29 protein-coding genes are annotated in these 26,681 nt (G+C 67.1%); 6 read left to right on the top strand and 23 right to left on the bottom strand.

The genetic code is table 11. The features are described from left to right. From metG to CSW62_RS16020, 3 genes are all read right to left on the bottom strand, one after another. Positions 1 to 1,710 carry a methionine--tRNA ligase gene (metG, locus tag CSW62_RS16005; protein WP_099579468.1) on the bottom strand — a complete coding sequence of 570 codons (1,710 nt, stop codon included), beginning with the start codon at positions 1,708 to 1,710 and terminating at the stop codon, positions 1 to 3. 215 nt (positions 1,711 to 1,925) lie between these two features. After that, a complete protein-coding gene (locus CSW62_RS16015) occupies positions 1,926 to 3,458 on the bottom strand; it encodes an acyl-CoA carboxylase subunit beta (RefSeq protein ID WP_099579470.1) in 1,533 nt (510 codons plus the stop codon). 127 nt (positions 3,459 to 3,585) lie between these two features. Next, on the bottom strand, positions 3,586 to 4,308 hold the full coding sequence (locus tag CSW62_RS16020; protein WP_099579472.1) for an ATP12 family chaperone protein: 723 nt from the start codon (positions 4,306 to 4,308) through the stop codon (positions 3,586 to 3,588). Between the two features lie 55 nt (positions 4,309 to 4,363). Between CSW62_RS16020 and CSW62_RS16025 the strand changes: the two genes are divergently transcribed. Further along, a complete protein-coding gene (locus tag CSW62_RS16025; protein WP_099579474.1) occupies positions 4,364 to 5,794 on the top strand; it encodes a DUF1800 family protein in 1,431 nt (476 codons plus the stop codon). After that, entirely contained in the window at positions 5,791 to 7,071 is a 1,281-nt protein-coding gene (locus tag CSW62_RS16030; RefSeq protein ID WP_099579477.1) for a DUF1501 domain-containing protein, read from the top strand. The genes CSW62_RS16025 and CSW62_RS16030 overlap by 4 nt, the downstream gene beginning before the upstream one ends. A 3-nt stretch (positions 7,072 to 7,074) precedes the next feature. Here the strand turns inward: CSW62_RS16030 and CSW62_RS16035 are convergent, their stop codons facing one another. Beyond that, positions 7,075 to 8,070, bottom strand: a complete 996-nt coding sequence (locus tag CSW62_RS16035; RefSeq protein ID WP_099579479.1) for an RluA family pseudouridine synthase — start codon at positions 8,068 to 8,070, stop codon at positions 7,075 to 7,077. Next, complete coding sequence (crcB, locus tag CSW62_RS16040; RefSeq protein ID WP_099582330.1) at positions 8,067 to 8,450, bottom strand: fluoride efflux transporter CrcB; 384 nt, start codon at positions 8,448 to 8,450, stop codon at positions 8,067 to 8,069. Before crcB ends, CSW62_RS16035 begins: the two co-directional genes overlap by 4 nt. Before the next feature lie 164 nt (positions 8,451 to 8,614). On the opposite strand from crcB, the gene CSW62_RS16045 reads away from it, so the two are divergent. Beyond that, complete coding sequence (locus CSW62_RS16045; protein ID WP_099579481.1) at positions 8,615 to 9,847, top strand: hypothetical protein; 1,233 nt, start codon at positions 8,615 to 8,617, stop codon at positions 9,845 to 9,847. Here the strand turns inward: CSW62_RS16045 and CSW62_RS16050 are convergent, their stop codons facing one another. The 10 genes from CSW62_RS16050 to CSW62_RS16095 form a co-directional block, all read right to left on the bottom strand. After that, positions 9,848 to 10,357, bottom strand: coding sequence for a hypothetical protein (locus tag CSW62_RS16050; RefSeq protein ID WP_099579483.1), 510 nt, complete (start codon positions 10,355 to 10,357; stop codon positions 9,848 to 9,850). A gap of 11 nt (positions 10,358 to 10,368) precedes the next feature. Beyond that, complete coding sequence (locus CSW62_RS16055) at positions 10,369 to 11,184, bottom strand: RluA family pseudouridine synthase (RefSeq protein WP_099579485.1); 816 nt, start codon at positions 11,182 to 11,184, stop codon at positions 10,369 to 10,371. Beyond that, positions 11,181 to 12,482 (bottom strand): replication-associated recombination protein A, encoded by a 1,302-nt coding sequence (locus CSW62_RS16060; protein WP_099579487.1) that lies wholly within the window; start codon positions 12,480 to 12,482, stop codon positions 11,181 to 11,183. The genes CSW62_RS16055 and CSW62_RS16060 overlap by 4 nt, the downstream gene beginning before the upstream one ends. A gap of 34 nt (positions 12,483 to 12,516) precedes the next feature. Then, entirely contained in the window at positions 12,517 to 13,953 is a 1,437-nt protein-coding gene (locus CSW62_RS16065; protein ID WP_099579489.1) for a DegQ family serine endoprotease, read from the bottom strand. Positions 13,954 to 14,030: 77 nt separating this feature from the next. Then, positions 14,031 to 15,281, bottom strand: coding sequence for a TCR/Tet family MFS transporter (locus CSW62_RS16070; RefSeq protein ID WP_099579491.1), 1,251 nt, complete (start codon positions 15,279 to 15,281; stop codon positions 14,031 to 14,033). After that, positions 15,278 to 15,772, bottom strand: a complete 495-nt coding sequence (locus CSW62_RS16075) for an SRPBCC domain-containing protein (RefSeq protein ID WP_099579493.1) — start codon at positions 15,770 to 15,772, stop codon at positions 15,278 to 15,280. The genes CSW62_RS16070 and CSW62_RS16075 overlap by 4 nt, the downstream gene beginning before the upstream one ends. Further along, positions 15,769 to 16,098 (bottom strand): helix-turn-helix transcriptional regulator, encoded by a 330-nt coding sequence (locus tag CSW62_RS16080; protein ID WP_099579495.1) that lies wholly within the window; start codon positions 16,096 to 16,098, stop codon positions 15,769 to 15,771. Before CSW62_RS16080 ends, CSW62_RS16075 begins: the two co-directional genes overlap by 4 nt. Continuing rightward, positions 16,095 to 16,430: an MmcQ/YjbR family DNA-binding protein gene (locus tag CSW62_RS16085; protein ID WP_099579497.1), complete on the bottom strand. Its 336-nt coding sequence runs from the start codon at positions 16,428 to 16,430 to the stop codon at positions 16,095 to 16,097. The genes CSW62_RS16080 and CSW62_RS16085 overlap by 4 nt, the downstream gene beginning before the upstream one ends. Further along, positions 16,427 to 16,885 (bottom strand): VOC family protein, encoded by a 459-nt coding sequence (locus CSW62_RS16090; protein WP_099579499.1) that lies wholly within the window; start codon positions 16,883 to 16,885, stop codon positions 16,427 to 16,429. Before CSW62_RS16090 ends, CSW62_RS16085 begins: the two co-directional genes overlap by 4 nt. An 88-nt stretch (positions 16,886 to 16,973) precedes the next feature. Further along, on the bottom strand, positions 16,974 to 18,209 hold the full coding sequence (locus CSW62_RS16095; protein ID WP_099579501.1) for an ectonucleotide pyrophosphatase/phosphodiesterase: 1,236 nt from the start codon (positions 18,207 to 18,209) through the stop codon (positions 16,974 to 16,976). Between the two features lie 162 nt (positions 18,210 to 18,371). Between CSW62_RS16095 and CSW62_RS16100 the strand changes: the two genes are divergently transcribed. Genes CSW62_RS16100 through CSW62_RS16110 form a run of 3 tightly spaced genes read left to right on the top strand, consistent with a single transcriptional unit; the run spans position 18,372 to position 20,658 of the window. Further along, entirely contained in the window at positions 18,372 to 19,283 is a 912-nt protein-coding gene (locus CSW62_RS16100) for an ABC transporter ATP-binding protein (protein WP_099579503.1), read from the top strand. Further along, the gene (locus tag CSW62_RS16105; protein ID WP_099579505.1) at positions 19,283 to 20,110 is read left to right on the top strand and encodes an ABC transporter permease; all 828 of its coding nucleotides are present in this window, start codon (positions 19,283 to 19,285) and stop codon (positions 20,108 to 20,110) included. The genes CSW62_RS16100 and CSW62_RS16105 overlap by 1 nt, the downstream gene beginning before the upstream one ends. A gap of 2 nt (positions 20,111 to 20,112) precedes the next feature. After that, positions 20,113 to 20,658 (top strand): sugar O-acetyltransferase, encoded by a 546-nt coding sequence (locus CSW62_RS16110; RefSeq protein WP_099579507.1) that lies wholly within the window; start codon positions 20,113 to 20,115, stop codon positions 20,656 to 20,658. On the opposite strand, the gene CSW62_RS16115 is transcribed toward CSW62_RS16110, so the two are convergent. From CSW62_RS16115 to rplO, 8 genes are all read right to left on the bottom strand, one after another. Beyond that, positions 20,655 to 21,098 (bottom strand): PaaI family thioesterase, encoded by a 444-nt coding sequence (locus CSW62_RS16115; RefSeq protein WP_099579509.1) that lies wholly within the window; start codon positions 21,096 to 21,098, stop codon positions 20,655 to 20,657. The two genes, CSW62_RS16110 and CSW62_RS16115, sit on opposite strands and share 4 nt — an antisense overlap. Before the next feature lie 137 nt (positions 21,099 to 21,235). Beyond that, on the bottom strand, positions 21,236 to 21,649 hold the full coding sequence (gene rplQ / locus CSW62_RS16120) for a 50S ribosomal protein L17 (protein ID WP_099579511.1): 414 nt from the start codon (positions 21,647 to 21,649) through the stop codon (positions 21,236 to 21,238). 203 nt (positions 21,650 to 21,852) lie between these two features. After that, positions 21,853 to 22,869: a DNA-directed RNA polymerase subunit alpha gene (locus CSW62_RS16125; protein ID WP_047413138.1), complete on the bottom strand. Its 1,017-nt coding sequence runs from the start codon at positions 22,867 to 22,869 to the stop codon at positions 21,853 to 21,855. Between the two features lie 76 nt (positions 22,870 to 22,945). Then, positions 22,946 to 23,335, bottom strand: a complete 390-nt coding sequence (gene rpsK / locus CSW62_RS16130; RefSeq protein ID WP_004616890.1) for a 30S ribosomal protein S11 — start codon at positions 23,333 to 23,335, stop codon at positions 22,946 to 22,948. 12 nt (positions 23,336 to 23,347) lie between these two features. Further along, positions 23,348 to 23,716, bottom strand: coding sequence for a 30S ribosomal protein S13 (gene rpsM / locus CSW62_RS16135; RefSeq protein ID WP_099579513.1), 369 nt, complete (start codon positions 23,714 to 23,716; stop codon positions 23,348 to 23,350). Positions 23,717 to 23,891: 175 nt separating this feature from the next. Further along, a complete protein-coding gene (locus CSW62_RS16140) occupies positions 23,892 to 24,461 on the bottom strand; it encodes an adenylate kinase (protein ID WP_099579515.1) in 570 nt (189 codons plus the stop codon). Between the two features lie 136 nt (positions 24,462 to 24,597). Continuing rightward, entirely contained in the window at positions 24,598 to 25,953 is a 1,356-nt protein-coding gene (secY, locus tag CSW62_RS16145; protein ID WP_099579517.1) for a preprotein translocase subunit SecY, read from the bottom strand. Positions 25,954 to 26,186: 233 nt separating this feature from the next. Beyond that, the gene (gene rplO, locus CSW62_RS16150) at positions 26,187 to 26,672 is read right to left on the bottom strand and encodes a 50S ribosomal protein L15 (RefSeq protein ID WP_099579519.1); all 486 of its coding nucleotides are present in this window, start codon (positions 26,670 to 26,672) and stop codon (positions 26,187 to 26,189) included. Between the last annotated feature and the right edge of the window lie 9 nt (positions 26,673 to 26,681).

Raw genomic sequence — 26,681 nt, forward strand, 5'->3', positions numbered from 1 at the left:
TTAATCCGCGCCGCCGAAGCGAGCCGTCCATTCGGCGATCTGCTCGTCCTCGATCTTCTTGAACAGGACGTCCGGCACCGTCACCTTCGTGCCGACCGCCAGCTTGTCCAGCTCGACCTTGGCGTCGTTCGACGGCCATTGCGCCGGGAACTCCAGGCCGAACGCATCGCCGATGGTCTCGGCGGCGAACGGGATGAACGGGGCCGAGAGCTTTGCGTACAGCGCCACCAGGTTCAGGGCCGTGCGGACGATGACGGCGGCGCGGTCGCGATCGGTCTTGATCGCGGTCCACGGCGCGGCCTCCTGCAGGTACTCGTTGCCCACCACCCACAGGGCCCGCAGCGCCTGGGCGCTCTTGCGGATCTCGATGGCGTCCATCTGTTCCGAAAGGTCGGCCAGACGCGCCGAGACGTCGGCGAACAGCTTCTCTTCCAGCGGGCCAGGCTCGCCGCCCGCCGGCACCACGCCCTCGAACTTGCTCTCGTTGAACTTCAGGATCCGGTTGACGAAGTTGCCCAGCACGTCGGCCAGGTCGCGGTTCACGGCGCTGGCGAACTGCTCCCAGGTGAAGGCCGTGTCGCTGCTCTCCGGCGAGTTGGCCGTCAGGTACCAGCGCCAGAAATCCGGCGGCAGGATTTCCAGGGCCGCGTCCATGAACACGCCGCGCTTGTTCGAGGTCGAGAACTTGCCGCCGTACCAGTTCAGCCAGTTGAAGGCCTTGAGCATGTCGACCCTCTTCCACGGCTCTTCCGAACCGAGGATGGTGGCCGGGAAGCTGACGGTGTGGAACGCCACATTGTCCTTGCCCATGAACTGGACGTAGCTGACGTCATCCGCGCCGCTATCGGTGCGCCACCAGCGCTTCCAGTCGCGGTCGGGCGAGCCCTCGGCCCACTCCTGGGTGGCGGCGATATATTCGATGGGCGCGTCGAACCAGACGTAAAAGACCTTGTCCTCGAAGCCCGGGCGCGGCACGCCGTCCTTGGCAACCGGGATGCCCCAGGCGAGATCCCGGGTGATGCCGCGGTCGATCAGCCCCTCGTCCAGGTGCTTATAGGCGATCGAGCGGGCCAGCGGCGGCCAGTCGGCGTGGCTGTCGACCCAGGCGCGGATCTTGTCAGCCATCTTGGTTTGCAGCAGGTACAGGTGGCGAGTGTCGCGCACCTCGATGTTCCGCGAGCCCGAGATCACCGAGTACGGATTGATCAGGTCGGTGGGGTCCAGCAGGTTGCCGCAGTTGTCGCACTGGTCGCCGCGCGCTTTTTCGAACCCGCAGTGCGGGCACGTGCCTTCGACATAGCGGTCCGGCAGGAAGCGCTTGTCGTCGACCGAATAGACCATCTGGTCGACGCGTTCCTCGATCAGGCCGTGGTGTTCCAAAGCCTGGCAGAAGTGCTGCGTCAGGCGATGGTTCTGCGGCGAGGACGAGCGGCCGAAATGGTCCCACGACAGGCCGAAGGCGCGGCCCACGTCATGTTGAAGCACGTGCTGCTCGGCGCAATAGGTCGCCACATCCTGGCCGGCGGCGGTGGCCGCGAGTTCAGCCGGCGTGCCGTGCTCGTCGGTGGCGCAGATGTAGAGGGTCTCATGCCCCTGGGCCCGCTTGAACCGCGCATAGACGTCCGCCGGCAGCATCGACCCGGCAAGGTTGCCCAGATGCTTGATGCCGTTGATGTACGGCAGGGCAGACGTAATCAGGATGCGAGCCATGCGGGCGCGGCCTTTCGGGGAGTCACGGGAAGCTTAGAAGGCTCCGCATATAGAAGGGTCGGGCGACGAGGGAAAGGTTTGGCGAACGCCAGATCCTCCCCCGCGTCGCGGGGGAGGTGGCCCAGAGGGCCGGAGGGGGCTAACGCGGCTTGCGTCCAGCTAGCCCCCTCAGTCACTCCGTGACAGCTCCCCCGCATCGCGGGGGAGCATCTTGCCTAAAGCGGAATATTGTCGTGCTTTTTCCAGGGGTTGGACAGCTCCTTCCCCTTCAAGCTCTTCAAGCCGCGCACGATCCGGCGGCGGGTGCCGTGCGGCATGATCACGTCGTCGATATAGCCGCGCGACGCCGCCACGAACGGGTTGGCGAAGCGATCCTTGTACTCGGCCTCGCGGGCGGCCAGCGCCTCGGGGTCCTTGGCCTCCTGGCGGAAGATGATCTCCACCGCCCCCTTGGCGCCCATCACCGCTATCTCGGCGGTCGGCCAGGCATAGTTGAGGTCGCCGCGCAGGTGCTTGGAGCTCATCACGTCATAGGCGCCGCCATAGGCCTTACGGGTGATGACGGTGATCTTCGGCACCGTGGCCTCGGCATAGGCGAACAGCAGCTTGGCGCCGTGCTTGATCAGGCCGCCGTACTCCTGCTTGGTCCCCGGCATGAAGCCCGGGACGTCGACCAGGGTGATGATCGGGATGTTGAAAGCGTCGCAGAAGCGCACGAAGCGGGCGGCCTTGCGCGAGCTGTCGATGTCCAGCACGCCGGCCAGCACCTGGGGCTGGTTGGCGACGAGGCCGACGGTCTCGCCGTCCATCCGGGCGAAGCCGACGACGATGTTCTTGGCCCACTCGCTGGAGATCTCGAAGAAGTCGGCTTCGTCGACGATCTTCAGGATCAGCTCCTTCATGTCGTAGGGCTTGGTAGCGTCGGCCGGGACCAGGGTGTCGAGGCTCTTTTCCTCGCGATACGCCTCGTCGAAGCTCTGGCGCTCGGGCGCGGCGTCGCGGTTGGACGAAGGCAGGAAATCGACCAGGCGGCGCACCTGGGTCAGGGCTTCCAGGTCGTTCTCGAACGCGCCCTCGGCGACCCCCGACTTGGCGGCGTGGACCCGCGCCCCGCCCAGTTCCTCGGCGGTGACAACCTCGTTGGTCACGGTCTTCACGACGTCGGGACCAGTCACGAACATGTAGCTCGTGTCCTTGACCATGAAGATGAAGTCGGTGATCGCCGGCGAATAGACGTCGCCGCCGGCGCAGGGACCCATGATCACGCTGATCTGCGGGATGACGCCACTGGCCAGGGTGTTTTCAAGGAAGATGTCGGCATAGCCCGCCAGGCTGTCGACGCCCTCCTGGATGCGTGCGCCGCCCGCGTCGAACAGGCCGATGATCGGCGCGCCGACCTTCATGGCCTGGCGCTGGACCTTGATGATCTTCTGGGCGTGGGCGTTCGAAAGGCTGCCGCCGAACACCGTGAAGTCCTTGGAGAACAGATAGACGACCTTGCCGTTGATCGTACCCCAGCCTGTGACGACGCCGTCGCCGGGGATCTTCTGGTCCTGCATGCCGAAGTCAGAACTGCGGTGCTCGACGAACATGTCGAACTCCTCGAAGGAGCCCTCGTCCAGCAGCAGGTCGATGCGCTCGCGGGCGGTCAGCTTGCCCTTGGCGTGCTGGGCGGCGACGCGCTTCTCACCGCCGCCGGCCTTGGCCTGCTCGCGACGGCGGTCGAGTTCCTCGAGAATGTGCTGCACGCGCGTACTCCCTGCCCGGATCTTCATGCTGGTGGTTCGTCCACCTTAGGAAGCCAGCCCTAGCGAGGCCAGGGGTCGCAGGCAAGGCGGACCTTGCGGCAGCGCAGCAGACGGAAAGGTCCTGCCCTTAGCGGAGCGCGGCGAACCAGCGGTCGATCATCTCGGCTTCGACCGCAAGGAACGCGGCGCGGGCGGTGGCCTCGGCGTCCTCTCCCCATTGCTCGGCCTGGAACATCTCCTCAAGCCGCGAAAGGTCCAGGGCCTTGCGGCCGGTCAGGCGGCCGGCGCGCACGGCCAGGGCCAGCACGGTCGAGCCGTAGAGGCCCGAGGCGAAGGCGACGCCGGCCAGGCTGAAATCGTCCAGGGTGAGAGCCAGGGCCTCGACCGCCGCCAGGGTGGCGGGCGGCTGCGGCTGGTGGATGATCCCGCCGACGGGGATAAAGACCAGGCCGAACTCGGCCTTGGCCCAGTCCAGGATAGCCCCCCACTCACGGTCCTGGCGCTCGACCAGCGGCGTCGGGTGCTCGGCGCGGTAGCACAGGTGATCGGAGCCGGCGTAGGCGGTGATCTCCTTGGCGACCTCGGCGCGGGTCTCGCCGATGCGATCGATGGCGGTGAAGGCCAGGCGCGTGGCCGGCATCAGGCTGTTGTCGATGTACTCGACCTGGGCCTCCCACTCGGCGGCGATGGTGTCGGCGAGGGCCTTGTTCGGCGCGATCAGCGGCTTCCTGGCCGGCGACTTGGGCGTGCGGCCGTCAAGTTGGATCGCGAAGCCGCCCTCCACCGGCGCGGCGGCGGCGGTCTTGTAGAAGCGCTTGGGTTTCAGCAGCAGCTCGGACTTGTCGGACACGGCGAGAACTCTTTTTCGGGCCGCCCGCGACGGAACGGCCAATGACCCGCGTTGAATGAGCAAGATCGCGTGTCAGTGCAAGGGAGAGCGCCGCTTGAGCTTACCGTCCAAGGACATGATGGCCGCCATCGCCGTCACCCGTTTCGGCCTCGGCGCCCGCCCCGGCGAGATCGACGCCGCCAAGGCCGATCCCCAAGGCTTCCTCATCGACCAGATCCGCCGCGAAGGCGCCGACATCCCGCAGGATGGCGGCGAGACCTCGGCACAGCGCTTCGAGCAGATGCGCGACTACCAGCAGCAGCGGAAGATCGAACGCGAAAAGAAGGACGGCGAAGGCGACAAGAGCGCGCCCCAGGCCGCAAAGGCCGCCGACCGCGCCCTTCGCGACAAGGTCAGCGCCGACTTCCTGGCCCGCGCCCAGCTGGCGACCAACACCTCGGCCGGCTTCCGCGAGCGCTGGGCGCTGTTCTGGGCCAACCACTTCACGGTCTCGTCCACCAAACAGATCACCTCGGTGCTGATCGGCCCGTTCGAGCGCGAGGCGATCCGGCCTAACGTGTTCAACAGCTTCGAGAACCTGCTGGTGGCCTCGTCGACCCATCCGGCCATGCTGACCTATCTGGACCAGGCCCAGTCCATCGGTCCCAACAGCCAGATCGCCGTCCGCCGTCGCGGCGCCAAGGTCGGGCTGAACGAGAACCTGGCGCGTGAGATCATGGAGCTGCACACGGTCGGCGTCGACGCCGGCTACACGCAAGGCGACGTCACCGAATTCGCCCGCGCCCTGACCGGCTTCTCGGTTGGCCGCGACAACGAGGACCGCCAGGGCCAGTTCGTGTTCCGCGACCCCGCCCACGAGCCCGGCGCGCGCACGATCATGGGACGCCAGTACGCGCAAGCCGACATCAAACAGGGCATGGCGGTCCTAAAGGACCTGGCCGCCGACAAGCGCACCGCCCGCCACGTCTGCGGCAAGATCGCTCGCCACTTCGTCTCCGACACGCCCCCGCCCGCCCTGACGGCGCGGCTGGAGAAGCGCTGGATGGCCACGGGCGGCGACCTGGCCCAGGTGGCCAAGGCCCTGGTCGAAAGTCCCGAGGCCTGGGATCCCACGCCCGCCAAGTTCAAGACGCCCTACGAATACACCCTGTCGACCTGGCGGCTGATCGGGGCCGAGCCCTCGGCGATCGAGCGCCTGGCGCCGATCCTCACGGGCCTGGGTCAAAAGCCCTTCTCGGCCCCCTCCCCCAAGGGCTGGCCGGAGGACGCACAGACCTGGGCTTCTCCCGATGGCCTGATCAAGCGGATGCAGTGGGCCCAGGGCTTCGCCGCCGTGGTCGCCGACCGCACCGATCCCAACGCCCTGGCGGTTCAAGCCTTGGGCGATCGCCTGACGCCCCCCGTCGCCAAGGCCGTGTCACGGGCCGAGACCCGCAAGGAAGCCTTCGCCCTTCTCGTGATGAGCCCGGAGTTTCAACGCCGATGACCGCTCAACTGAACCGCCGCTCGCTGCTGGGCCTTGGCGCCAGCCTGGGCATCACCGTCAACTTTCTCGGGACCCAGGCGTTTGCCGCGTCCGAGGGGGATCTGGCCAAGAAGAAGCTGGTCGTCGTCATCTGCCGCGGCGGCATGGACGGCCTGTCCGTATCTCCGCCGGTGGGCGACGCCAACTACGCCAACCTGCGCGGTTCGATCGCCATGAAGCCCGATCAGGTGCTCCGGCTGGACAACACCTTCGGCCTGCACCCTGAGCTGACGACCGTCCACGCCCTGGCGCTGAAGGGCGAGGCCCGCATCGCCCCGGCCATCGCCAGCCCCGACCGCGCCCGCTCGCATTTCGAGGCCCAGGACGTGCTGGAGACCGGCGCGGCCCATGTCTACGGGACCGAAACCGGCTGGTTGAACCGCACGCTGGAAGCCCTCGCCCCCGTCCGCAAGGTCGAAGGACTGTCGGTCGGGACCACCGCTCCGCTGATCCTGCGCGGCAAGGTCCAGGCGGCTAGCTGGTCGCCGGGCAAGGGCGTCGACGAAACCGCCCGCCTGCCGACCCTGCTGCAGGATCTCTACAAGAACGACCCGATGCTGGGTCCGGCCTTCGCGCGCGGCCTGGAGACCGAGACCATGGCCCAGCAGGCCATGACCGCCATGGCGCCGACCCCGGCCATGAACGTGGCGGCGGCATCCACCCCCGCCATGCCGGGCATGCCTGCCCCGATGTCACAAAACATCGCCAACGACCGCCAGAACCGCGCCGGCAGCGACGCGGCGCGCAAGCTTGGCTCGACCCTCGGCGGCTTCATGATCCAGGCCGGCGGACCGCAGATCGCCGCTATCTCGCTGGACGGCTTCGACACCCACGCCGGCCAGCAAGGCCAGATCGCCACGCGCCTGTCCTATATGGACGCTGTGCTGGACGGCCTGCACGACGGGCTGGGCGCGGAATGGAAGAACACGGTGGTCATCGCGGTGACCGAGTTCGGCCGCACCGCCCGCGTCAACGGCACCGGCGGCACCGACCACGGCACGGCCTCGACGGGCCTCGTCCTGGGCGGCGCGTTGAAGAAGGGCGGCGGCATCGTCGGCGACTGGCCGGGCCTGGCCGACAACGCCCTGTTCGAGAACCGCGACACCGCGCCGACGGTGGACATGCGCGGCCTGTTCAAGGGCGTGCTGGCCGACCATATCGGCGTCGACCGCGCGATCCTGGAGAGCAAGGTGTTCCCCGACAGCGCGGCGGCCAAGCCGGTGACGGGGCTGGTCTAGCGCCTACCGCCGCTTGGTCTGGCGCCGCGCGAAGGGTTCGGCGTCGGCCTCGTCTTCCGAGAAGCCGAACTTGCGGAAGCCTTCCTTCATCTCGGCGCTCAGCGGGGCCTCGATGTGCAGCATACCCACCGACGGGTGCGGCAGCAGGATCGAGCGGGCGTGCAGCTGCAGCTTCAGCCCTTCCGACAGCGGCGCGGATTTCTCGTCGCCGTACTTGGGATCGCCCAGGATCGGGTGGCCCATGGCCTTCATGTGAGCGCGCAGCTGGTGGGTGCGACCGGTGTGCGGCCGCAGCGCCATCCAGGTCACGCGCGGACCGGCGCGGCTGATGGTGACGAATTCGGTCTCGGCCGGCTGGGCGTCCGGATCCTTGGGCTGGGCCGGGACGACCAGTTCGCGGTCGCCGACCCCGCGCTTGGCCAGGTGCAGTTCCATCACGCCCTCGGTCGGGTGCGGATTGCCCGCGACGATGGCCCAGTAGGTCTTCTGCGCCTTGCGCTTGGCGAAGGCCCCCGACAGGCGCGCGGCGGCCGACGGCGTCTTGCCCAGCAGCAGCACGCCGGAGGTGTCGCGGTCCAGGCGGTGGACCAGCTTGGGCCGATTGACGCCCTCGCCCCAGGCGCTGAGCAGCTTGTCGACGTGGTGCGTGGTCTTGGTGCCGCCCTGCACGGCCAGGCCGGCTGGCTTGTTCAGCGCCAGCACTTCCTCGTCCTCGTACAGCACCAGCGACCTCGCATAGGCGATGTCGCGCGGCGACAGCTTGGCCTTTTCGTTCGGATCGGGCGCGTCGGGCAGCGGTGGTACGCGGATCTGGCTGCCGGCGGCCAGCTTGGTGTCGGCCTTGGCGCGCGAGCCGTCTACCCGGACCTGGCCCGAGCGGAACAGCTTGTTCAGCTGGATGTGGTTCAGATGCGGCCAACGGCGCTTGAACCAGCGATCGAGGCGGACCCCGTCCTCGCCGGAATCGACGTACAGCGTGCGGACTTCCTTGGTGCTCATGCGAAAACCTTGCGGGCGATAAGAAGACCCGCGAATAGGGCCGCCACGGACAAAAGCACGCTGGCGGCGGCATAGGAGAAAGCTGGGACATAGTCGCGCTTCTGGATCATCAGCGCGGTCTCCAGCGAGAACGAAGAGAACGTCGTGAAGCCGCCCATGACGCCCACGCCCAGCAGCACGCGCCACGGCTCGCCCGAGCCATTGCCGCGAAGCGCCAGCCAGGAAGCCAGGCAGCCCATCAGGAAACCGCCGACGATGTTGACGGTGAAGGTGCCATACGGCCAACCGGGTCCCATGACCCGCATGGCGCCGACGCCGACCAGATAGCGCGCGACCGAGCCGACGGCTCCGCCAGCGGCCACCAGAAGCAGCTTGTTCATGAACGCCTTATGCGCCGAGCGGGCCAAAACGCCAAGCATCCAACGAAGTTCCCTTGATTTTCCCCGGTTTCTTTCACGGTAAACACCGTTGGAAACCCTCTTTCCGAACCCCCGGTTAAGCGCGCTTCCCGCATTCTGATGGGCACATCAACAGCGCCAGACCCATGCCCTTCGACACCCCCCTTCCCTCAGACGCGACCGAACGCGTGGCCCTTCCGGGCCCGGTGGCTCAGCGCCTGTCGGGTTCGGAGCTGGTCTCGCGCGGCTCGGTCAACGTGATCAGCATCAAGGCCATCCGCCAATGGGCGGGTGACTGGTGGAGCGACAAGCGCAGCGATGTTTGGACCTATGTCGAGCTGAAGCTGAACGAGCATCTGGACCGCAACGACATGCGGGCCCGTATCTCCGACAGCGAATTCCTGATCGCCATGAACAACGACCAGGGCCTGGCCGCCCAGGCGACCAGCGTGCGGATCCTGGAAGACGTTCTGACCCACCTGTTGGGCGCCGCCTCGTCAAAGGACCTGGGCATCCGTTCGGTGATCGGGCTGGAGGGCGGCCAAGCCATCTGCAGGCCGATCGACCCCAGCGTGATCCTGGCCGCCCGCGCCCGCCGCGATTCGGCGCGCTCGCCGGTCCGCATCGAAGTCGATCCGGCCGATGAGGCCCGCCGCACTCCCGTGGCCTTCACCACCGCCGGCGGCGCGGCGCTTCGCGTGGACTTCACGCTGGAGCACGTGGTCAGCCTGCGCCGCAACATCACCACCGCCGTGCGCGTCGAGCCGATGGTCACCCACCTGGCCAGCGGCCGTCAGGCCTCGGCCCGCGCCCTGACCAAGCTGTCCGACCGCGACGTCGCCTTCATCGACGAGTCGACGCTGAAATACGCCTCGGTGTTCGCGCGCTCGGCCCAGGGCCACAACACGCCCGAACTGATCCTGCCCGCTTCGTTCCGCACCCTGGGCACCCAACGCGGCCGCGACCTGCTGACCGGCACCGCCGGCCTGTCGCTAAGCCTGCTGCGCGGCGGCGTGATGATCGAACTGGTCGACGTCACGCGCGGCACGCCCGCCGGTCGTCTTCTGGAAGTGGTCGGTCTGCTGCGCGCCCTCACCCGCGGCGTCATCGCCCGCGTCCCCCCGGACAAGGAAGCGCTGCGCGTGCTGCGCGACGCCCGCCTGGCCGGCCTGGCCTTGGACGCCTCGGACCTCTCCGGCGAAGCCGCCAAGATCGCCATGGAGATGATGGCCTTCGGACGCGACGCGCGCGGCCTGGCGCCGATGACCATCCTGCAAGGCCTGCCCCAGGACGGCTATTTCGCCGCCGCCGAGACGGCCGGCCTCACCCACGCTGCGCTCCGCGCGAACTATCCGCTGGGCAAGAGAGCGGCGGCCTAACTAGGTCCGCTGGCGTCCGTAGCCGACGTTCTTGACCACGTCCCGCGCGTCATAGGCGTCGCGATCCTTGGGCGTCGGGCCCTTGCCGAACACGACCTCGATCGAACGCGACACGGCCGGACCCGGGCCGAGGTCGAAGCTCGTCCCCAAACCCAAGCCGAAACTGGAACGCCGTCCGAAGCTGGCCGAGCCGCCGCCGACCGAGACACGCGGCCCGCGATCGTAGCCGCTGACATTGGTCGAGCGATCGGCGATGCGGAACCAGTCATAGCCGTCGCGCAAGGCCAGTTCGGCGGCGCGCAGCAAGGCGTAGTCGGCGATCTGCGCCTCCTTGGCGCCAGGCCCGCCTTGGAAGGTGACGCGGTAGCGCCCTGCCTCCAGGCGATATTCCGAATAGCCGACGTCGTTCGGCGCGCCCAGTTGAGCGCGGTAGACGGTCGGGGTCGTCGCGCAGGCGGCCAGCAGGAAACCGGCCAGCGCGGCGGCGATCAGGGGTTTGGTGATTGTCATGGCGCGTGTCCTCAGACCTGATCAACGGCCTCGGAACCTGGCTGTTCCGGAACCGCCAGATCCAGGGCCTGGAGCATGGCTTTGAAATCGGACGGAAGCGGGGCCATGACCTTGCGTTCGCCGCCCAGCGGATGCGGGAAGGTCAGGCGCGCGGCGTGCAGCATCAGGCGCGGCACGGCGATGCCGCCCAGCATCAGCGCCCCGCCATAACGGCTGTCGCCGGCCAGCGGCCGGCCGATCGAGCCCATGTGGACGCGCAGCTGGTGCATGCGGCCTGTGTCGGGCGACAGTTCGACCAACGCCGCCACGCCATTGCTGGCCAGGGTGCGGTAGCGGCTGCGGGCGGTCTCGGCGTCCGGATGGTCCGGCTCGCACACCCGCATATAGGCCTCACGGCCGATCGACTCCCGGCGCAGCGGGCTGTCGATCATGCCGCCCTTCGGCTCGGGCGCGCCCGGCGCGACGATGGCCAGGTAGGACTTGCGGAACCGCTTGGCCATCATGGCCTCGCCCAGGAAGGCCGCGCCCGGCTTCGTCTTCGCCGTCAGGATCACGCCCGAGGTGTCGCGGTCCAGGCGGTGGATCAGTCGCGGCCGAGCCTTGCCCGGCTTGGCGAACGCCCACAGCAGGTCGTCCAGCGTATGGGCCTTGATCCGCCCGCCCTGGCTGGAGAGGCCCGCGGGCTTGTCCAGCACGATGATCGTCTCGTCCTCGTACAGGACCCACGACCTGGCCGTCTCGATCTCCTCGGGTGTGAGGGTGATCGGACACTCGACGGCCTTGGGCTTGGCGACACCGGGCGGACGGCGGAATTTCGGACTGCTCATTTGCCGTCCTTACGCACCTTGCCCCAGGCTTCCAAGCGCTCACGCACTTTCGCTTCCGCGCCGAACGGCTTCGGCTCATAGAACCGTCGCCGCTCCATGCCGTCCGGGAAGTAGTTCTGGCCCGAAACCCCGCCCTCGACATCATGGTCGTAGGCATAGCCGTCGCCATAGCCCAGCGACTTCATCAGCTTGGTCGGGGCGTTGAGGATGTGCGACGGCGGCATCAGGCTGCCGGTCTCCTTGGCGGCGCGGCGGGCGGCCTTGTAGGCGTTATAGACGGCGTTCGACTTGGGCGCCGAGGCCATGTGGACCACGGCCTGGGCCAGGGCCAGCTCTCCTTCCGGCGAGCCCAGGAAGTCGTAGGCGTCCTTGGCGGCGGTGGTCAGCAGCAGGGAAAGCGGATCGGCCGCGCCGATGTCCTCGGACGCCATGCGCACCAGGCGGCGGGCGATGAACAGCGGGTCCTCGCCGCCCTCCAGCATCCGCGCCAGCCAGTAGAGCGCCGCGTCGGGATCAGAGCCGCGCACCGACTTATGCAGGGCCGAGATGAGGTTGTAGTGCTCCTCGCGGTCCTTGTCGTAGGCCGGCCGGCGCTTCTGCAGGAACTGGCCTAGCTGGGTCGCATTCAGCGGGCTGTCGGTGCCGATCGAGAACAGGGTCTCGGCCAGGGTCAGCAGGTAGCGGCCGTCGCCGTCAGCCATGGCGACCAGGGTCGAGCGCGCCTCCGCGTCGATCGGCAGCGGCCGGTTCTCGGCGACCTCGGCGCGCTGCAGCAGTTGGTCCAGCGAGTCCTCGCCCAGGCGTTTCAGCACGAAGACCTGGCAGCGCGACAGCAGAGCGCCGTTCAGCTCGAACGAGGGGTTCTCGGTCGTGGCGCCGACGAGGGTGACAATCCCCTCCTCCACGAACGGCAGGAAGCCATCCTGCTGGGCGCGGTTGAAGCGGTGGATTTCGTCGACGAACAGCAGCGTGCTCTGGCCGGCCGCGCGGCGCATGCGGGCCTGTTCGAAGGCCTTCTTCAGGTCGGCGACGCCCGAGAAGACGGCCGAGATCTGCTGGAACTCGTAGCCGCCGGCCTTGGCCAGCAGGCGCGCGATGGTCGTTTTGCCGGTTCCCGGCGGGCCCCAAAGGATCATCGAGGCCAGACGATGAGCCGCCGCCATCCGGCCTATGGGACCTTCCGGACCCAGAAGATGCTGCTGGCCCACCACCTCGTCGAGGCTCTGGGGCCGCAGTCGGTCGGCCAGCGGAGCCGGCGCGTGGGGCGTCAGGCCGGCGGCCTGGAAAAGATCGGACATGAGTCCTTTCTAGCAGGCCGCCGGACGCAAGTCGTCAGCCCGAGAAGCGGGCCGTGATGCGCTGGCCATTGCGCTCGATCGTCACCACCCAGTTGCGGGTCTTGACGGCCGCCGCTGCGTTGAGTTCGGCGACGGTGTTGACCGCGCGACCGTTCACCTCGCGGATGAAGTCGCCGGGCTGCAGGCCGATATTAGCCGCATAGCCGCCGGTGATCTTGGTCACCAGCACGCCCTTGCCGACGAACGGGTCGACGTTCAGGTCCTGAGCGACAGCCGGCGAAAGGTTCACGACCGTCGCGCCCGTGAACGGGTTCGCGCCCGCCAGCGTGCGTTCGTCGCGGGCGGGCGTCTCCGGCGCGGCCTCGGCGCGGACGGTCAGGGTCTGCTCCTTGTCGTTGCGCTGGATCTGCATCGGCACGCGGTCGCCGACCTTGTGGGTGCCGATGGCGAAGGCGCCGCCGCCCTCGTCGTTCACGGCCCGTCCGTCGATCGACAGGATGACGTCGCCTTCCTTAAGGCCGGCGCGGTCGGCCGAGGAGCCTGGATAGACCTGGGCCACCAGCACGCCGCGCGGGGCGGCCATACCCAGGCTCTTGGCGATGTCGCCGGTGACCGGCTGGCCCTTCACGCCCAGCCAGGGCCGCACGACGCTGTGGCCGCCGCCCAACGCCGCGCCCACCACCTGGCGAACCACGGCGGCGGGGATGGCGAAGCCGACGCCCGAGGACGAGCCCGAGCGCGAGATGATGAAGGTGTTGATGCCGACCAGGTCGCCGTCCATGTCGACCAGCGGGCCGCCCGAATTGCCGGGATTGATGGCGGCGTCGGTCTGGATGTAGCTGCCGAAATTGGCCGCCCCGACGTCGGTCCGGGCCAGGGCCGAGACGATGCCGTTGGTCACGGTCTGGCCCACCCCGAACGGATTGCCCAGGGCCAGGACGAGGTCGCCGACCTCCATCTGGTCCTGATCGTCAATGGCCATGACGGGCAGTTTCTCGCCCTTGGTGTCGATCTTCAGCACCGCCAGGTCGGCGCGCGGGTCGTCCAGCAGCACCACGGCCGGGAACTCGCGGCGGTCGGCCAACTGGACGGTGATGTCGCTCATCCCGTCGATATTGTGGTGGTTGGTGATGATCACCCCGTCGGCGCGGACGACGGCGCCCGAGCCGAGCGACCCTTGCACCTGGCTGCCGCCCTGGCCGCCGCCGCCCATGAAGAAGTCCCAGAACGGATCGACGCGGCGCTGCACCACACGGCGGCTGGCGACGTTGACGACCGCCGGGGCGGCCTTCTTCACGACCGGCGCGAACGAAAGCTTCATCGAGGCCGCGTCGGCCGGGACGCGGCGGGTCGGCTGCGGCATCTCGGGGACGGGACCGCCCCCGACCGACTGGGCGTTGGACTGCCCGGTCGGGTTCGAACAGGCGGCCAGCAGGACGACAACGGGCAGCAGGGCGCGGATGGTCTTCAAGAAAGGCTCCTAACGTTACCCACGAACTCAGCCGAGCTTTCTGGCGAGTCTATGGCGTTTTGCGCGATGGTAAGGCTTCAGGCCGATTGCGGTTCCGGCGCCTGAACCGGCCGAGCCTTGGCGTAGGCCAGGATCGTCGAGGCCAGCATCAGCGCCGCGGCGATCAGCACCGGCAGGCCCGGCATGTGCAGGGTCGCGTCGTGGCGGACGGCGAAGGCGAATGGGAACAGGAACAGCGGCGGGCCGATGATCGAGGCGATGCCCATCATCGCCGAATTGGCGCCCTGCAGCTGGCCCTGCTCGTTTGGCCCCACGCGGCGGGTCATCAGGCCTTGCAGGCCCGGCTGGATCAGGCCCGACAGCGCGAACAGCGGCAGGCCGCACAGATACAGCATCCCCGTGGGCGCCAGGGCGTAGATCATAAAGCCAGCGAAGCCCGAAAACAGGCCGATCATCAAGGCGCCGCGCTCGCCCACCGCCTTGACCACCCGGCCGACGACCAGGGCCTGGACGATGATGCTGGCGATACCACTGGCCATTAGGGTCAGTCCGACGACCTTCGGGCTCCAGCCATAGCGGAAGCCCATATAGAGCACGAAAACGCTGGGCAGGACGTTATGGGCCAGCTGGAACAGGAAGCCGACGCCGGCCAGGCCCAGCAGGCCCGGATGGCGGTTCAGCAGCTGCAGCGAGCCGATCGGATTGGCCTTCTTCCAGTCGAAGCGCGGCTGCCGCCGTTCGGGCGGCAGGGATTCCGGCAGAACGAAGAAGCCGTACAGCCAGTTGCAAAGGGCAAGGGCCGCGCACACCAGGAACGGGGCGCGATGGTCATAGTCCCACAGCATGCCGCCCAGGGCCGGGCCGAAGGTGAAGCCGACGCCGAACGCCGCGCCCATCAGGCCAAAACCCTTGGCGCGGTTCTCCGGCGTGGTGACGTCAGCGACATAGGCGCTGGCGGTCGAGAAGCTGGCCGCCGTCATGCCGTTGAAGATCCGGCCGACGAACAGCCACCACAGGCTGGGCGCGAAAGCCATGAACAGGAAGTCGACGCCCAGGCCGAAGATCGAGGTCAGGATCACCGGCCGGCGGCCAAAGCGGTCGGACATCAGGCCCAGGATCGGCGAGCAGAAGAACTGCATCACACCCCAGACCGTGGCGAACAGGATGTTCCAGTCGGCCGCCACGGCCGTGTCGCCGCCGCCGAACTGCTTCACCAGATTGGGCAGGACCGGGATCATCACGCCGAGCGACAGCACGTCCATGATGGCGGTGACGAAGATGAAGCCCAGCGCGGCCTGGCGTCTGGCTCCCGTGATCGGTTGGTTCATGGCTCGCCCTCCCCGGCGGCTCCTAGTTGGACGCTGTTCGCCCGGCTCGCAAGACCCGCCAGCAGCGCCCGCCACCATTCCCCGTGGCGTTGCAGGAAGACGCCGTCCGGAAAGCCGTGCCGCGCCACGTGCGGCGCAGGCACGGTGTCCCAGCCACGATGCTTGACGGTGACGCGAGTTCCCGTCTCCACCGGCTCGAAACGAACCTCGACCTCGGTGTCCATGCCCGGCGCGAAGGTCGCCTGACGCCAGCCGAACGCCAGACGCCGCCCGCGCTCCCAGACCGTGACCTTGCCAACCTCGAACACCTTGCCGCTGGGCAGGCGTTCGATCAGGCGGCCGTCCTCGAAGGCCATGACGCCTGGCGAACGCGGGGTGAAGGAGAACAGGGTGTTGGGCCGCCACCACAGAGCGATATCGTCGGTGAAGGCGTCGAAAACCACCTCCGGCGGCGCGGCGATGCGCAGGGCGACCAGGATCTTCGAACTCACTTCGCTTTGCCCTCGACATGCGCCTTCAGGGCGGACAGCTGGTCGACCCAGTGATCCTCCGCGGCCTCCAGCCACGCCTTCAGTTGATCCATGGGCTCCGAACGCAGCCGATAGACCCGCACCCGGGCGTCAAACTCGGGATGGCTCTCCTCGACCAGACCAGATTGGCGCAAGGCGCGCAGATGACGGCTCATGGCAGGCGGCGTCAGGCCGAGGCTTTCGGCCAGCTCACCGGCCCGGCGCGGCCGTTCGCGCAGCAGATCGACGGCGCGCCGCCTATGCGGATCGGCCAAGGCCGCCAGGGTCCGGTCCAACGCCTCGCTCAAGGTTGGGCGCCCAGTAGCTTCTTGGGCGCAACATTGCGCCAGGCGTCGGCCAGCGCGCCGCGCGCCGTGACCTCGTCGCACCCCGCCAGACGCACACGGGTCGCCCCGCCCCGGCCCCAGCCGCCGGGCACGGGGACGAATACGTCGGGCTCAGCGGCCACACGCATCTCCTGCTGATCCGGCGTCAGCTTGACCATCGCCCAGCCATGGTCGGGATTGCCCAGGGTCGCGAAGATCTTCCCACACCGGAAATCCACCGTTCCCATGTGCGAGCTCTCGATCGCCTGGGGCATCGACAGGGCTAACCGGCGGAAGTCTTCTGGAGTGATCATCCCGCGCCCACGGCGATCTTCAGGCCGCTGCGCTTTTCCATCTCGTCGGTGGAAACCACCTCAACATCGGCAGACACGGTCCAGATGTGGCCCTCGGGATCGCGGCAGCGATAGGTGCGCGCGCCGTAGAACTGGGTCTCGGGCGGCGCGATGATCTCGGCCCCGGCGGCCCTGGCCCGCTCGCAGTGGGCGTCGACGTCGGCGGCGATGTAGATGTGGACCGACTGGGTGTTCTTTCCGCCCACCGACGCCGGGCTGGCGTGGCTCTCGCTCCATTCGTTGCCGACCATGATCCGCGTGTCGGCATACTCCATCTGCGAATGAGCCAGATTGCCCTCGGCGTCCTCGATCAGCAGGGTCAGGTCGAAGCCGAACGCCCTTTCCAGGAAAGCGATGCCGGCCTTGGGATCGCGATAGACGACGGCCGAAACCAGGCCGGGACGGGAGTCGGACATGACGGCGCTCCTTGCGATAGGAGATAATATTAAACGCCTATCGCAACTATATCGGCAAGCCTGTTCAGCCAGCGCTTTTCCGGTAACGCTACTGCAGCGCCTGCCCCACCGTCTTCAGCGAGCCGTCGCCCTTCTCGGGCTTGACGCCGGTCACCCGCGCCAGCAGCGGATAGACGTCGACATTGTCGAACGCCGGCAGCACGACACCCGGCTTGAACGACGGCCCGTGGGCCACGAACACGGCGCGCATGGCGGGGTCGTAGGGATCAAAACCATGCGCCCCGCCGTCCTTGCCGTCCCACTTGCCGGGCTTCTTTCGGGCTTCTAGCGTCGTCGTGTACCAGCCGGTGTCAGACAGGCAGACGATGGCCGGCACGCGCTTGTTGCGACCGTAGTGGAAGCGGGCCGGGATCTTCCCCTTCTTCCAGCAGGTCATGTGCGGCGGCGCGTCCTTCAGGAACGCCGCCTCGACCGCCTTCGCCTGGCCCGGCAGGGGCGAAAAGCTGGTCACCGCACCCTTGGTGACGAGATGGATTTTCGCGACGTCGATCAGATCGTCCAGCACCACGCGGTTAGCGGCGGGCAGCGGCGCCATGCCGTGGTCGGCGACGAGGACCAGGTCGGTGGTCTCGAACCGCCCCCGCGCCTTCAGCCCCTCGACCAGGCGTCCGATGCAGCCGTCCAGCCTGACCAGCGCCGCCGTCAGCTCCGGCGAGTTCGGGCCATAGTGGTGACCTTCGGTATCGGCGGCGTCGAAATAGAGGGTGGCGAAGGCCAGCGGCGGGCCATCGGCGCTATCCATCCAGGCCAGCAGTTGGTCGACCCGCGCGTCGTACGGCAGGTCATGCTGGTACTTCATCCAGTGGCTGGGGCGGACGCCGTCGATCGCCACCTCAGAGCCCGGCCAGAACATGGCGGCGCTCTTCTTGCCCTGCTGCTCGGCCGAGACCCAGAACGGCTTGGCCTGGCTCCACCAGCGCGGGTCGTTGGCGGTCGGGCCGTTCATGGAGAACTTGGGGCCGCCGATCACGGCGTCCTCCATCTCGTTGCCGACCACGCCGTTACGGTCAGGACGCTTGCCGGTCACCAGGGTGTAGTGGTTCGGATAGGTCAGGCTGGGAAACGAGGGGCGCATGGATCCGCGCGCGCCGTCGTCGGCCAGGGCCTTGAGGTTCGGCGTCACGCCCCGGTCCAGATAGTCGGCGCGGAAGCCGTCCATCGACACCAGAAGGGTCAGATGCGGAGCCTTCTCCCGCGCCTGCGCGCCACCGGCCAAGGCGAGGCTCACCGCCACGATCAGGGGCAGCAGGCGGAAGACGGACATCCGGTCGGCTCATACGCGGCGAAATTGAAAGCCCCTGATCTTCGGCCGAGGTTACAGGCGTGTGACAAGATCCGCATGACCGGCTCTTAACTTGGCGGCGGCGCCCCGGGTCGCCATAGTCCCCTCGCCTGCCGACTCGTTTCGGCGCTCGGAACCACCCGCATGTCGATCGCCCTCGAGGCCGACCGCCTCACCAAGACCTACGGGGCGGTGCGCGCCCTCGACGACTTCTCCATCGCCATTCCGGCCGGCGGCGTGTTCGGGGTGCTGGGTCCGAACGGCGCCGGCAAGAGCACCCTGTTCCGGATCGCGCTGGGCCTTGTGCGGCCCACCACCGGCTCGGCCCGCCTGTTCGGCGCAGCGCCGGGCGACATCACCGCCCTGCGCAAGGTCGGGGCGATGATCGAGACGCCGCGCTACCCGGCCTATCTGACCGGCCGCGACACCCTCAAGATGCTGGCCCTGGAGAGCGGGGCCAAGAACGCCGATGTCGACGGCTGGCTGGAGCGCGTCGGCATCGCCCATGCCGCCGACCGCTCGACCAGCGGCTATTCGGTCGGCATGAAGCAGCGCCTGGGCCTGGCCGCGGCCTTCTTCACCAAGCCCGAACTCGTGATCCTGGACGAGCCGACCAGCGGCATGGACCCGGCCGGCATCCAGGAGATCCGCGCCCTGATCGTCGACCTCGCCAAGCGCGAGGGCGTCACCGTCATCCTGGCCAGCCACCAGCTGGACGAGGTGCGGCGCGTCTGCGAGCGCGTGGCCATCCTGTCCAAGGGCAAGGTCGTGGCCGAGGGCGGCGTGGCCGAACTGACCGCCGGCGAGGCCCGCCTGCGCATCACCGCCGCCTCGCCCATCGCCCAGGTCCTGGCCGTGCTGGGCGCCAAGGGCGTCGCCGACGGCGCGGACTCGGCCCTGGCCGATATTCGTCGCGAGGACGCCCCCGCCCTGATCCGCGCCCTGGTCGAGGCCGGGGTCGAGATCACCGAGGCCCGCTGGCGCGACGCCGACCTGGAGGGCGTCTACCTCCGGACTCTTGAAACGGCCCAGCCTTCGAACGAAGGAGCGCTCTGATGCTCGCCGACGCCATCGCCGCCGAACGCTTCCGCCTGCTGCGCGACCGTTCGGCCCTGTTCTGGGGCTTCTGCTTCGCGCCGATCGTGGGCTTCCTGCTCAGCATCGGCGGCGATCTCTTCCTGCACTACGTGGTCAAGAAGCCGATGCCCGGCCTGGGGATCGGCCTGCTGGACCAGATGATCAAGGCGCTGGCGAGCGGGGCCTCGACCTTCGGGGCTGTGTTCCTGATGATCGGCGCGGCCGCCATCCTGGCCGGCGACTATCGCTGGGAGACCTGGCGGCTGCTCACCCCGCGCAACACCCGTCAGAACCTGCTGCTGGCCAAGCTGGTCGTGGTCGGCGAGGCGGTGTTCTGGAGCCTAGCCCTGACCGCCGTTCTGTCGGCCGCCGCGGCGGTGATCGGCGCGGGGATCAACGGCAAGGCCCTGGCGGTCACGATGTTCGACCGCAACCTGTTCGACGTACTCGGCGTCCTGGCCATCACCTGGCTGGAGGCCATGACCCTGGCGGCCCTGGCCGCCTGCATCGGGGTGCTGTCGCGCTCGAGCATGGGCGTGGTCATCGCCTGCCTGGGCGTGCGGTTCGTGCAGACGGTGCTGGCGAGCTCGCTGCGCATGATGGAACAGGGCCAGTCCAGCTGGAAGCTGCTGGCCATCCCCGTCTACGACGCCGACCTGCTGCGCGCGACGCTGCTGGAGCCGACCATGGTGGGGCAGACCACCAGCTCGGCCGGAGCGGCCCTGGCCATGCTGGCGGTGTGGGCAGCCGTATTGACGACGGGCGCGGTGCTGCTGTTCCGGCGCCAGGACCTGACCAAGGAGTAGGCGTGAAGACTCAGAAGCAACGCATGCTGGCCGGCGAGCTCTACACCGTCGACGCCGAGCTGCAGGCCGACCAGCGCGTCGCCCAGAGCTGGATGGACCGTTACAACAGCTCCGGCCTCGACGAGCGCCCGATGCTGCTGGCCCAGGGCCTGGGCGCGGTCGGCGAGAACGTGGCGATCCGCGCGCCGTTCTATGTCGACTACGGCTACAACATCCGCCTGGGCGACGGCGTGTTCATGAACTTCGGCTGCGTGATCCTGGACGTCGCCGAGGTCACCATCGGCGCGGCCACGGCCATCGGACCGGGCGTGCAGATCCTGACCGCCGACCATCCGCGCGATCCTGTTCAGCGCCGCACGGGCCAGGAGTCCGGCCAGCCGATCCACATCGGCGCCAATGTCTGGATCGGCGGCGGCGCGATCATCCTGCCCGGCGTGACGATCGGCGATGACGCCGTGATCGGGGCAGGCGCGGTGGTGACGCGTGACGTGGCGGCGGGGGTTACGGTGGTCGGGAACCCGGCGCGGCCGGTGAGGCCGAAGGGCTAGGCGCCTCGGCCCGCGACCGGATAGAGGATGATCTGAGTGCAGCGGAACGCGGCCATCAGCTTACCGGTGGCTTCGTTGGTCATTTCGGCGTCCCAGACCTGGGTTGTTCGTCCGCCATGCAGCAGCTTGGCCCGACAGAGGACAGCGCCTTCACGGGCCGTGCCGACAAAGTTGCACTTCACTTCCGCGGTTGTGAAGCCGCTCGCGCCTTCCGGCCAAACCGTCGAAACACCGTAGGCGCAGAGGATATCCGCGACCGACAGCAGCGCTCCGGCCAAAAGGTATCCCGTATGCGCGATCAGCTCGGTCCGCACGGGCAGCCGCCCTTCGACAAGGCCGTCCTGCACATTGGTGACCTCTAGGCCAAGCCATCCCGGCAGCTTGCCGTCATTGGCCGCGTTGAGCTTTTCGACGCTGGTGTGATTGCTGGTCGCGACCATGACGGCTCCCCGATGGCCACTGCCCTTCCGAGCGAACGCGACCTTAAGGCGAAGCTAGCAGCCACGATCCGAGCGCAGAAACGAAAAAGGCCCCGGATTTCTCCGGGGCCTCTGCGTTCAGCTTGGGCTGAAAGATCTTAGTCTTCGGCGTCGTTGACGTAGACCGGACCCGAGTCCTTGCCCTTTTCCGAGATGTCGCGGTCGACGAACTCGATGACGGCCATGGCGGCGTTGTCGCCGTAGCGGAAGCCGGCCTTCAGGACGCGGATGTAGCCGCCCTGACGGTCCTTGTAGCGCGGGCCGAGGACCGCGAAGAGCTTTCCGACTTGTTCGACGTCGCGAACCGAGCTGATGGCCTGACGACGAGCGTGCAGGTCGCCGCGCTTGGCCAGGGTGACCAGCTTTTCGACGATCGGGCGCAGTTCCTTGGCCTTGGGCAGGGTGGTGACGATCTGCTCGTGCTTGATCAAGCTGGCCGACATGTTGGCGAACATGGCGGTGCGGTGAGCCGAGGTGCGGCCGAGTTTGCGGTGGGCGTTACCGTGACGCATTTCTTAGTCTCCTGGGCGATCAGCCCGAGCGGCGCAAAACGTGTTGAACGCCTGATTGTCACCAATCCTGGTCCGTCCCGACCGGGTCAGAGCGAAGCGCCGGGGCCCTCCACCGCGGATGCGGCTTCAAAAGGCCCAGGCCGCCTTCCCTCTCCGGAGAGAAGAAAGGCGGCCCGGATTTAGCGCAGATGGCTTCGAGGTTCTTAGATTTGGTCTTCGAACTTCTTGGCCAGGTCTTCGATGTTCTCCGGCGGCCAGTTCGGCACGTCCATGCCGAGGTGCAGGCCCATGCCGGCGAGAACTTCCTTGATCTCATTCAGCGACTTGCGGCCGAAGTTCGGGGTGCGGAGCATCTCGGCTTCGGTCTTCTGGATCAGGTCGCCGATGTAGACGATGTTGTCGTTCTTCAGGCAGTTGGCCGAACGGACCGACAGTTCCAGCTCGTCGACCTTCTTCAGCAGGGCCGGGTTGAACGGCAGTTCCGGCTTGGACTCGTCGGCCGACTTGGCCTTCGGTTCCTCGAAGGTGATGAAGATCTGCAGTTGGTCTTGCAGGATCCGGGCGGCGTAGGCCACGGCGTCCACCGGAGTGACGGCGCCGTTGGTTTCCACTTCCAGGACCAGCTTGTCATAGTCCAGCGACTGGCCTTGACGCGTCGGCTCGACGCGGTAGGCGACGCGCTTGACCGGCGAATAGAGCGCGTCGACGGCGATGAGGCCGATGGGCGCGTCTTCCGGACGGTTGCGGTCGGCCGGCACGTAGCCCTTGCCGTTGTTGACCGTGAACTCCATGCGCACCGAAGCGCCGTCGTCCAGCGTGCAGAGCACGTGGTCGGGATTCAGGATTTCGATGTCGGCCGGGGTTTCGATCTGACCGGCGGTCACAGGGCCGGGGCCCGTGGCGCGCAGGGTCATGCGCTTCGGGCCTTCGGCATGCATCCGAACGGCCAGTTGCTTGATGTTCAGAACGATATCGACGACGTCCTCACGGACGCCTTCGAGCGAGGAGAATTCGTGCACCACGCCATCGATCTGGATGGCGGTGACGGCGGCGCCTTGCAGCGACGAGAGCAGAACGCGACGCAGGGCGTTGCCGAGCGTCACACCGAAACCGCGCTCGAGGGGCTCGGCGACGATACGGGCCTTGCGGGTCGCATCGGCTCCGGTTTCGATCTGCGGCTTCTCAGGACGGATCAGCTCGTTCCAGTTTCTTTCGATCACGTGGTCGGGTCCCTTGAACGCGGCTCGCCGGCCGCGTTTTGCGCAGCCGGCGAAGAAGATTGGTGTCTAAAAAGTACTAGACGCGACGACGCTTGGGCGGACGGCAGCCGTTGTGCGGGATCGGCGTGACGTCGCGGATGGTCGTGATGGTCATGCCCGCGGCTTGCAGCGCGCGCAGAGCCGATTCACGGCCCGAACCAGGACCCGACACGTTGACTTCCAGCGTCTTGACGCCGTGTTCAGCGGCCTTCTTGCCCGCGTCTTCCGCAGCCATCTGAGCGGCGTACGGGGTCGACTTGCGCGAGCCCTTGAAGCCCATCATGCCGGCCGAGGACCACGAGATCGTGTTGCCCTGGGCGTCGGTGATGGTGATCATGGTGTTGTTGAACGAGGCGTTCACGTGCGCCACGCCCGAGGTGATGTTCTTGCGTTCGCGCTTTTTAACGCGACCCGGTTCCTTGGCCATCGTCAGGCTACCTTATTTCTTCTTGCCGGCGATCGGCTTGGCCGGACCCTTGCGGGTGCGAGCGTTCGTGTGGGTGCGCTGACCGCGGACCGGCAGGCCCTTACGGTGACGCAGGCCGCGATAGCAGGCCAGGTCCATCAAGCGCTTGATGTTCATCGAGTTCTCGCGGCGCAGATCACCCTCGACGGTATAGTCGCGGTCGATCGTTTCGCGGATCTGCAGGACTTCAGCGTCGGTCAATTGATTGACGCGACGAGCTTCCTCGATGCCCACCTTCGTGATGATTTCACGCGCGGACCGTTGGCCGATGCCGTGAATGTACTGAAGCGCGATCAAAACGCGCTTGTTCGTCGGTATGTTGACGCCTGCAATACGGGCCACGTCTAATGTTCTCCTAGTCACGCACTAAAGACGCGAACGGCGCGCCCGGCTCAATCCAGAGGATCCAAACCGGCGCGCACGGATCGCGCCCTTTCGCGGAAGCGCCCCGTTATAGGGATCGTTTCGCTTCCGTCAACAACTGAATCCACCAGACATCCGGTGAATCAGGGCTTCTTTAAGCGACCACGCTCAGAGCATGGTCGATGGAACTGGCGACGGCTTCGACCGAACCCATTCCGTCCAGTTCCGTGAGCTTCCCCTGCCCTTCATAGTAAGGCAGCAGCGGCGCGGTCTGGGCATTGTACTGAGCCAAACGAGTCACGAAGACTTCGGGATTGTCGTCCGGCCGCCCCTGTTCTTCGAATCGCTTCTTGATCCGCTCGATCAGGGCTGGCTCGTCTACCTTGAGTCGGAGAACAGAGTCGATCTTCTGTCCCCGAGCCGCCAACATCTTGTCCAGAGCTTCGGCCTGAGCGACTGTGCGCGGGAAACCATCAAAGATCGCGCCGCCGGCCGCCTCGGCCTCGGGCAGACGGTCCTCGATCAACGCGATGACAATCTCGTCGGTGACCAACTCGCCGCGGTCCAGCACGCCCTTGACCTTCAGGCCGAGCTCCGAACCCGAGGCGATCGCGGCCCGCAGCATGTCGCCGGTCGAGAGCTGGACCATGCCACGCTCAGTGACCAGGCGCTTGGCCTGAGTGCCCTTCCCCGCCGCCGGCGGACCGAACAGGATCAAGTTCATTTAAGCCCCTTCGCGCGTCTGCCGAGTCTGCGCCCAGCTGATCTCCCGGTGCAGACCTAGAGCCCCGGGAAAGAAAACGGAAGCCGGTTTTGTGACAAACCGGCTTCCAACGCTTCCAATAAATGTGAAGCCCGGCTTAGCGGTTACGACCGCCGCGCAGCTTCGACTTCTTGATGAGGCCCTCGTACTGGTGAGCCAGCAGGTGCGACTGGATCTGCGCCACGGTGTCCATGGTCACCGTCACGACGATCAGGATCGAGGTGCCGCCCAGGGCGAACTGGTTCGACTTGACGGCCATCATGACCAGCTCCGGCGCCACGCAGACGGCGGTGATGTAGGCCGCGCCGATCACGGTCAGGCGGGTCAGCACGTAGTCTAGGTACTCAGCGGTGCGCTTGCCCGGACGGATGCCCGGCAGGAAGCCGCCGTACTTGCGCAGGTTCTCGGCCGTCTCCTCGGGATTGAACACGACCGAGGTGTAGAAGAACGAGAAGAAGATGATCAGCAGCGCGTAGAGCACCAGGAACGCCGGGTGGCCGTGCTGCAGCGCGCCGACCACGCCCGGCAGCCACTGGGCCCAGGACGGCAGGTTGGCCGCGTTGATGAATTGCAGGGCCGTCGTCGGCAGCAGCAACAGGCTGGAGGCGAAGATCGGCGGGATCACGCCCGCGGTGTTGATCTTAAGCGGCATGAACGAGCTCTCGCCGCCCACCATGCGGTTGCCCTGCTGGCGCTTGGGGTAGTGGACCAGCAGGCGGCGCTGCGAGCGCTCCATAAATACGATCGCCAGGATGGCGGCCACGGCGCCGATCAGGATCAGGAACAGCGGGGTGTAGTTGCCCGAGGTCTGCGACTGGACCAGCAACTGACCAAGGGTCATCGGCAGGTGGGCCACGATGCCGGCGAAGATGATCAGCGAGACACCGTTGCCGACGCCGCGGCTGGTGATCTGCTCGCCCAGCCACATCACAAACAGGGTGCCGCCGGTCAGGACCACGACAGTCGAAACGACGAAGAAGAGCGGCCCCACGCCCGCAGCGACCACGCCGGGCTGCGCTTGCAGGCCAATGGCGATCGAGGCCGACTGGAACACGGCCAGCACCACGGCCAGGTAACGGGTATATTGGTTGAGGGTCTTGCGGCCCGCCTCCCCGCCTTCCTTCTTCAGCTTCTCCCACGGCGGATACACCGTTCCCATCAGCTGCACGATGATCGAGGCGCTGATGTAGGGCATCACGTTCAGCGAGAAGATCGCCATCCGCGAGACGGCGCCGCCCGAGAACATGTTGAACATGCCGAGGATGCCCTCGGAGTTGTTGTTGAACAGGCGCGAGAACGCGTTCACGTCGATGCCCGGAATCGGGACGTAGGAACCCAGGCGGTAGACCACCAGGGCGATGATCGTGAACCAGATGCGCTTGTGAAGATCGGTCGCCTTTTGGAACGACGCGAAATTCATATTGGCTGCGAGTTGTTCGGCGGCCGAGGCCATTCAGATCCCCACGACTCTGGAGCGTGACGGCCGGACACTATCCGGCGACTCCAACGAAATTTGGCGCGGAGCCTGCTTATCCGTTTCAAACGATTTGAAAAGGGCAGGCCCGGGTAGAGGCCACAAATAGGTGAGGCTCGCCGCGATGTCACGGCGAGCCCCCTATTTCTGTCATCCCGGTCGAAACGAAGTCCCGGGAAAGCGCCAGGCGCTTATCGGGATGACATATGGTCTTAGGCTTCGGCTTCCGCCTTGGCCTTCTTGGTCACGGTGACCGAACCACCAGCGGCCTCGACGGCCTTGATGGCGGCTTCCGTGGCCGAGTAGACGGTCAGCTTCAGGGCGGTCTTGATCTCGCCCTTGCCCAGCAGCTTCACGCCGTCGAGTTCACGACGGATGACGCCGGCGGCGACGAGGTCAGCGGGAGCCAGTTCGGCGCCAGCCTTGAACTTGCCAGCGGCGACGGCTTGTTCCAGGCGCCACAGGTTCACTTCGGCGAACTCGAGGCGGAAGGGGTTGTTGAAGCCGCGCTTAGGCATACGCATGTGCAGCGGCATCTGGCCGCCTTCGAAGCCGGCGATGGCGACGCCCGAGCGCGCCTTCTGGCCCTTCACACCGCGACCGGCGGTCTTGCCCTTGCCCGAGCCCGGGCCACGGCCGACGCGCATGCGGTTCTTGGTCGAGCCTTCCTGCGGGGCCAGTTCATTCAGCTTGGTCATATGTGCCTC

Source organism: Caulobacter sp. FWC2 (assembly GCF_002742625.1).
Classification (GTDB): Bacteria; Pseudomonadota; Alphaproteobacteria; order Caulobacterales; family Caulobacteraceae; genus Caulobacter.

Bases quoted from the DNA above. Each gene is read 5' to 3' on its own strand.
- CSW62_RS16105 (WP_099579505.1), top strand. From the start codon at position 19,283: ATGCTCGCCGACGCCATCGCCGCCGAACGCTTCCGCCTGCTGCGCGAC.
- rplO (WP_099579519.1), bottom strand. From the start codon at position 26,672: ATGACCAAGCTGAATGAACTGGCCCCGCAGGAAGGCTCGACCAAGAAC.
- CSW62_RS16060 (WP_099579487.1), bottom strand. From the start codon at position 12,482: ATGTCCGATCTTTTCCAGGCCGCCGGCCTGACGCCCCACGCGCCGGCT.
- metG (WP_099579468.1), bottom strand. From the start codon at position 1,710: ATGGCTCGCATCCTGATTACGTCTGCCCTGCCGTACATCAACGGCATC.
- CSW62_RS16115 (WP_099579509.1), bottom strand. From the start codon at position 21,098: ATGGTCGCGACCAGCAATCACACCAGCGTCGAAAAGCTCAACGCGGCC.
- CSW62_RS16030 (WP_099579477.1), top strand. From the start codon at position 5,791: ATGACCGCTCAACTGAACCGCCGCTCGCTGCTGGGCCTTGGCGCCAGC.
- CSW62_RS16025 (WP_099579474.1), top strand. From the start codon at position 4,364: ATGAGCAAGATCGCGTGTCAGTGCAAGGGAGAGCGCCGCTTGAGCTTA.
- secY (WP_099579517.1), bottom strand. From the start codon at position 25,953: ATGGCCTCGGCCGCCGAACAACTCGCAGCCAATATGAATTTCGCGTCG.
- CSW62_RS16090 (WP_099579499.1), bottom strand. From the start codon at position 16,885: ATGTCCGACTCCCGTCCCGGCCTGGTTTCGGCCGTCGTCTATCGCGAT.
- CSW62_RS16045 (WP_099579481.1), top strand. From the start codon at position 8,615: ATGCCCTTCGACACCCCCCTTCCCTCAGACGCGACCGAACGCGTGGCC.
- rpsK (WP_004616890.1), bottom strand. From the start codon at position 23,335: ATGGCCAAGGAACCGGGTCGCGTTAAAAAGCGCGAACGCAAGAACATC.
- CSW62_RS16100 (WP_099579503.1), top strand. From the start codon at position 18,372: ATGTCGATCGCCCTCGAGGCCGACCGCCTCACCAAGACCTACGGGGCG.
- crcB (WP_099582330.1), bottom strand. From the start codon at position 8,450: ATGAACAAGCTGCTTCTGGTGGCCGCTGGCGGAGCCGTCGGCTCGGTC.
- CSW62_RS16050 (WP_099579483.1), bottom strand. From the start codon at position 10,357: ATGACAATCACCAAACCCCTGATCGCCGCCGCGCTGGCCGGTTTCCTG.
- rplQ (WP_099579511.1), bottom strand. From the start codon at position 21,649: ATGCGTCACGGTAACGCCCACCGCAAACTCGGCCGCACCTCGGCTCAC.
- CSW62_RS16070 (WP_099579491.1), bottom strand. From the start codon at position 15,281: ATGAACCAACCGATCACGGGAGCCAGACGCCAGGCCGCGCTGGGCTTC.
- CSW62_RS16055 (WP_099579485.1), bottom strand. From the start codon at position 11,184: ATGAGCAGTCCGAAATTCCGCCGTCCGCCCGGTGTCGCCAAGCCCAAG.
- CSW62_RS16085 (WP_099579497.1), bottom strand. From the start codon at position 16,430: ATGATCACTCCAGAAGACTTCCGCCGGTTAGCCCTGTCGATGCCCCAG.
- CSW62_RS16140 (WP_099579515.1), bottom strand. From the start codon at position 24,461: ATGAACTTGATCCTGTTCGGTCCGCCGGCGGCGGGGAAGGGCACTCAG.
- CSW62_RS16035 (WP_099579479.1), bottom strand. From the start codon at position 8,070: ATGAGCACCAAGGAAGTCCGCACGCTGTACGTCGATTCCGGCGAGGAC.
- CSW62_RS16095 (WP_099579501.1), bottom strand. From the start codon at position 18,209: ATGTCCGTCTTCCGCCTGCTGCCCCTGATCGTGGCGGTGAGCCTCGCC.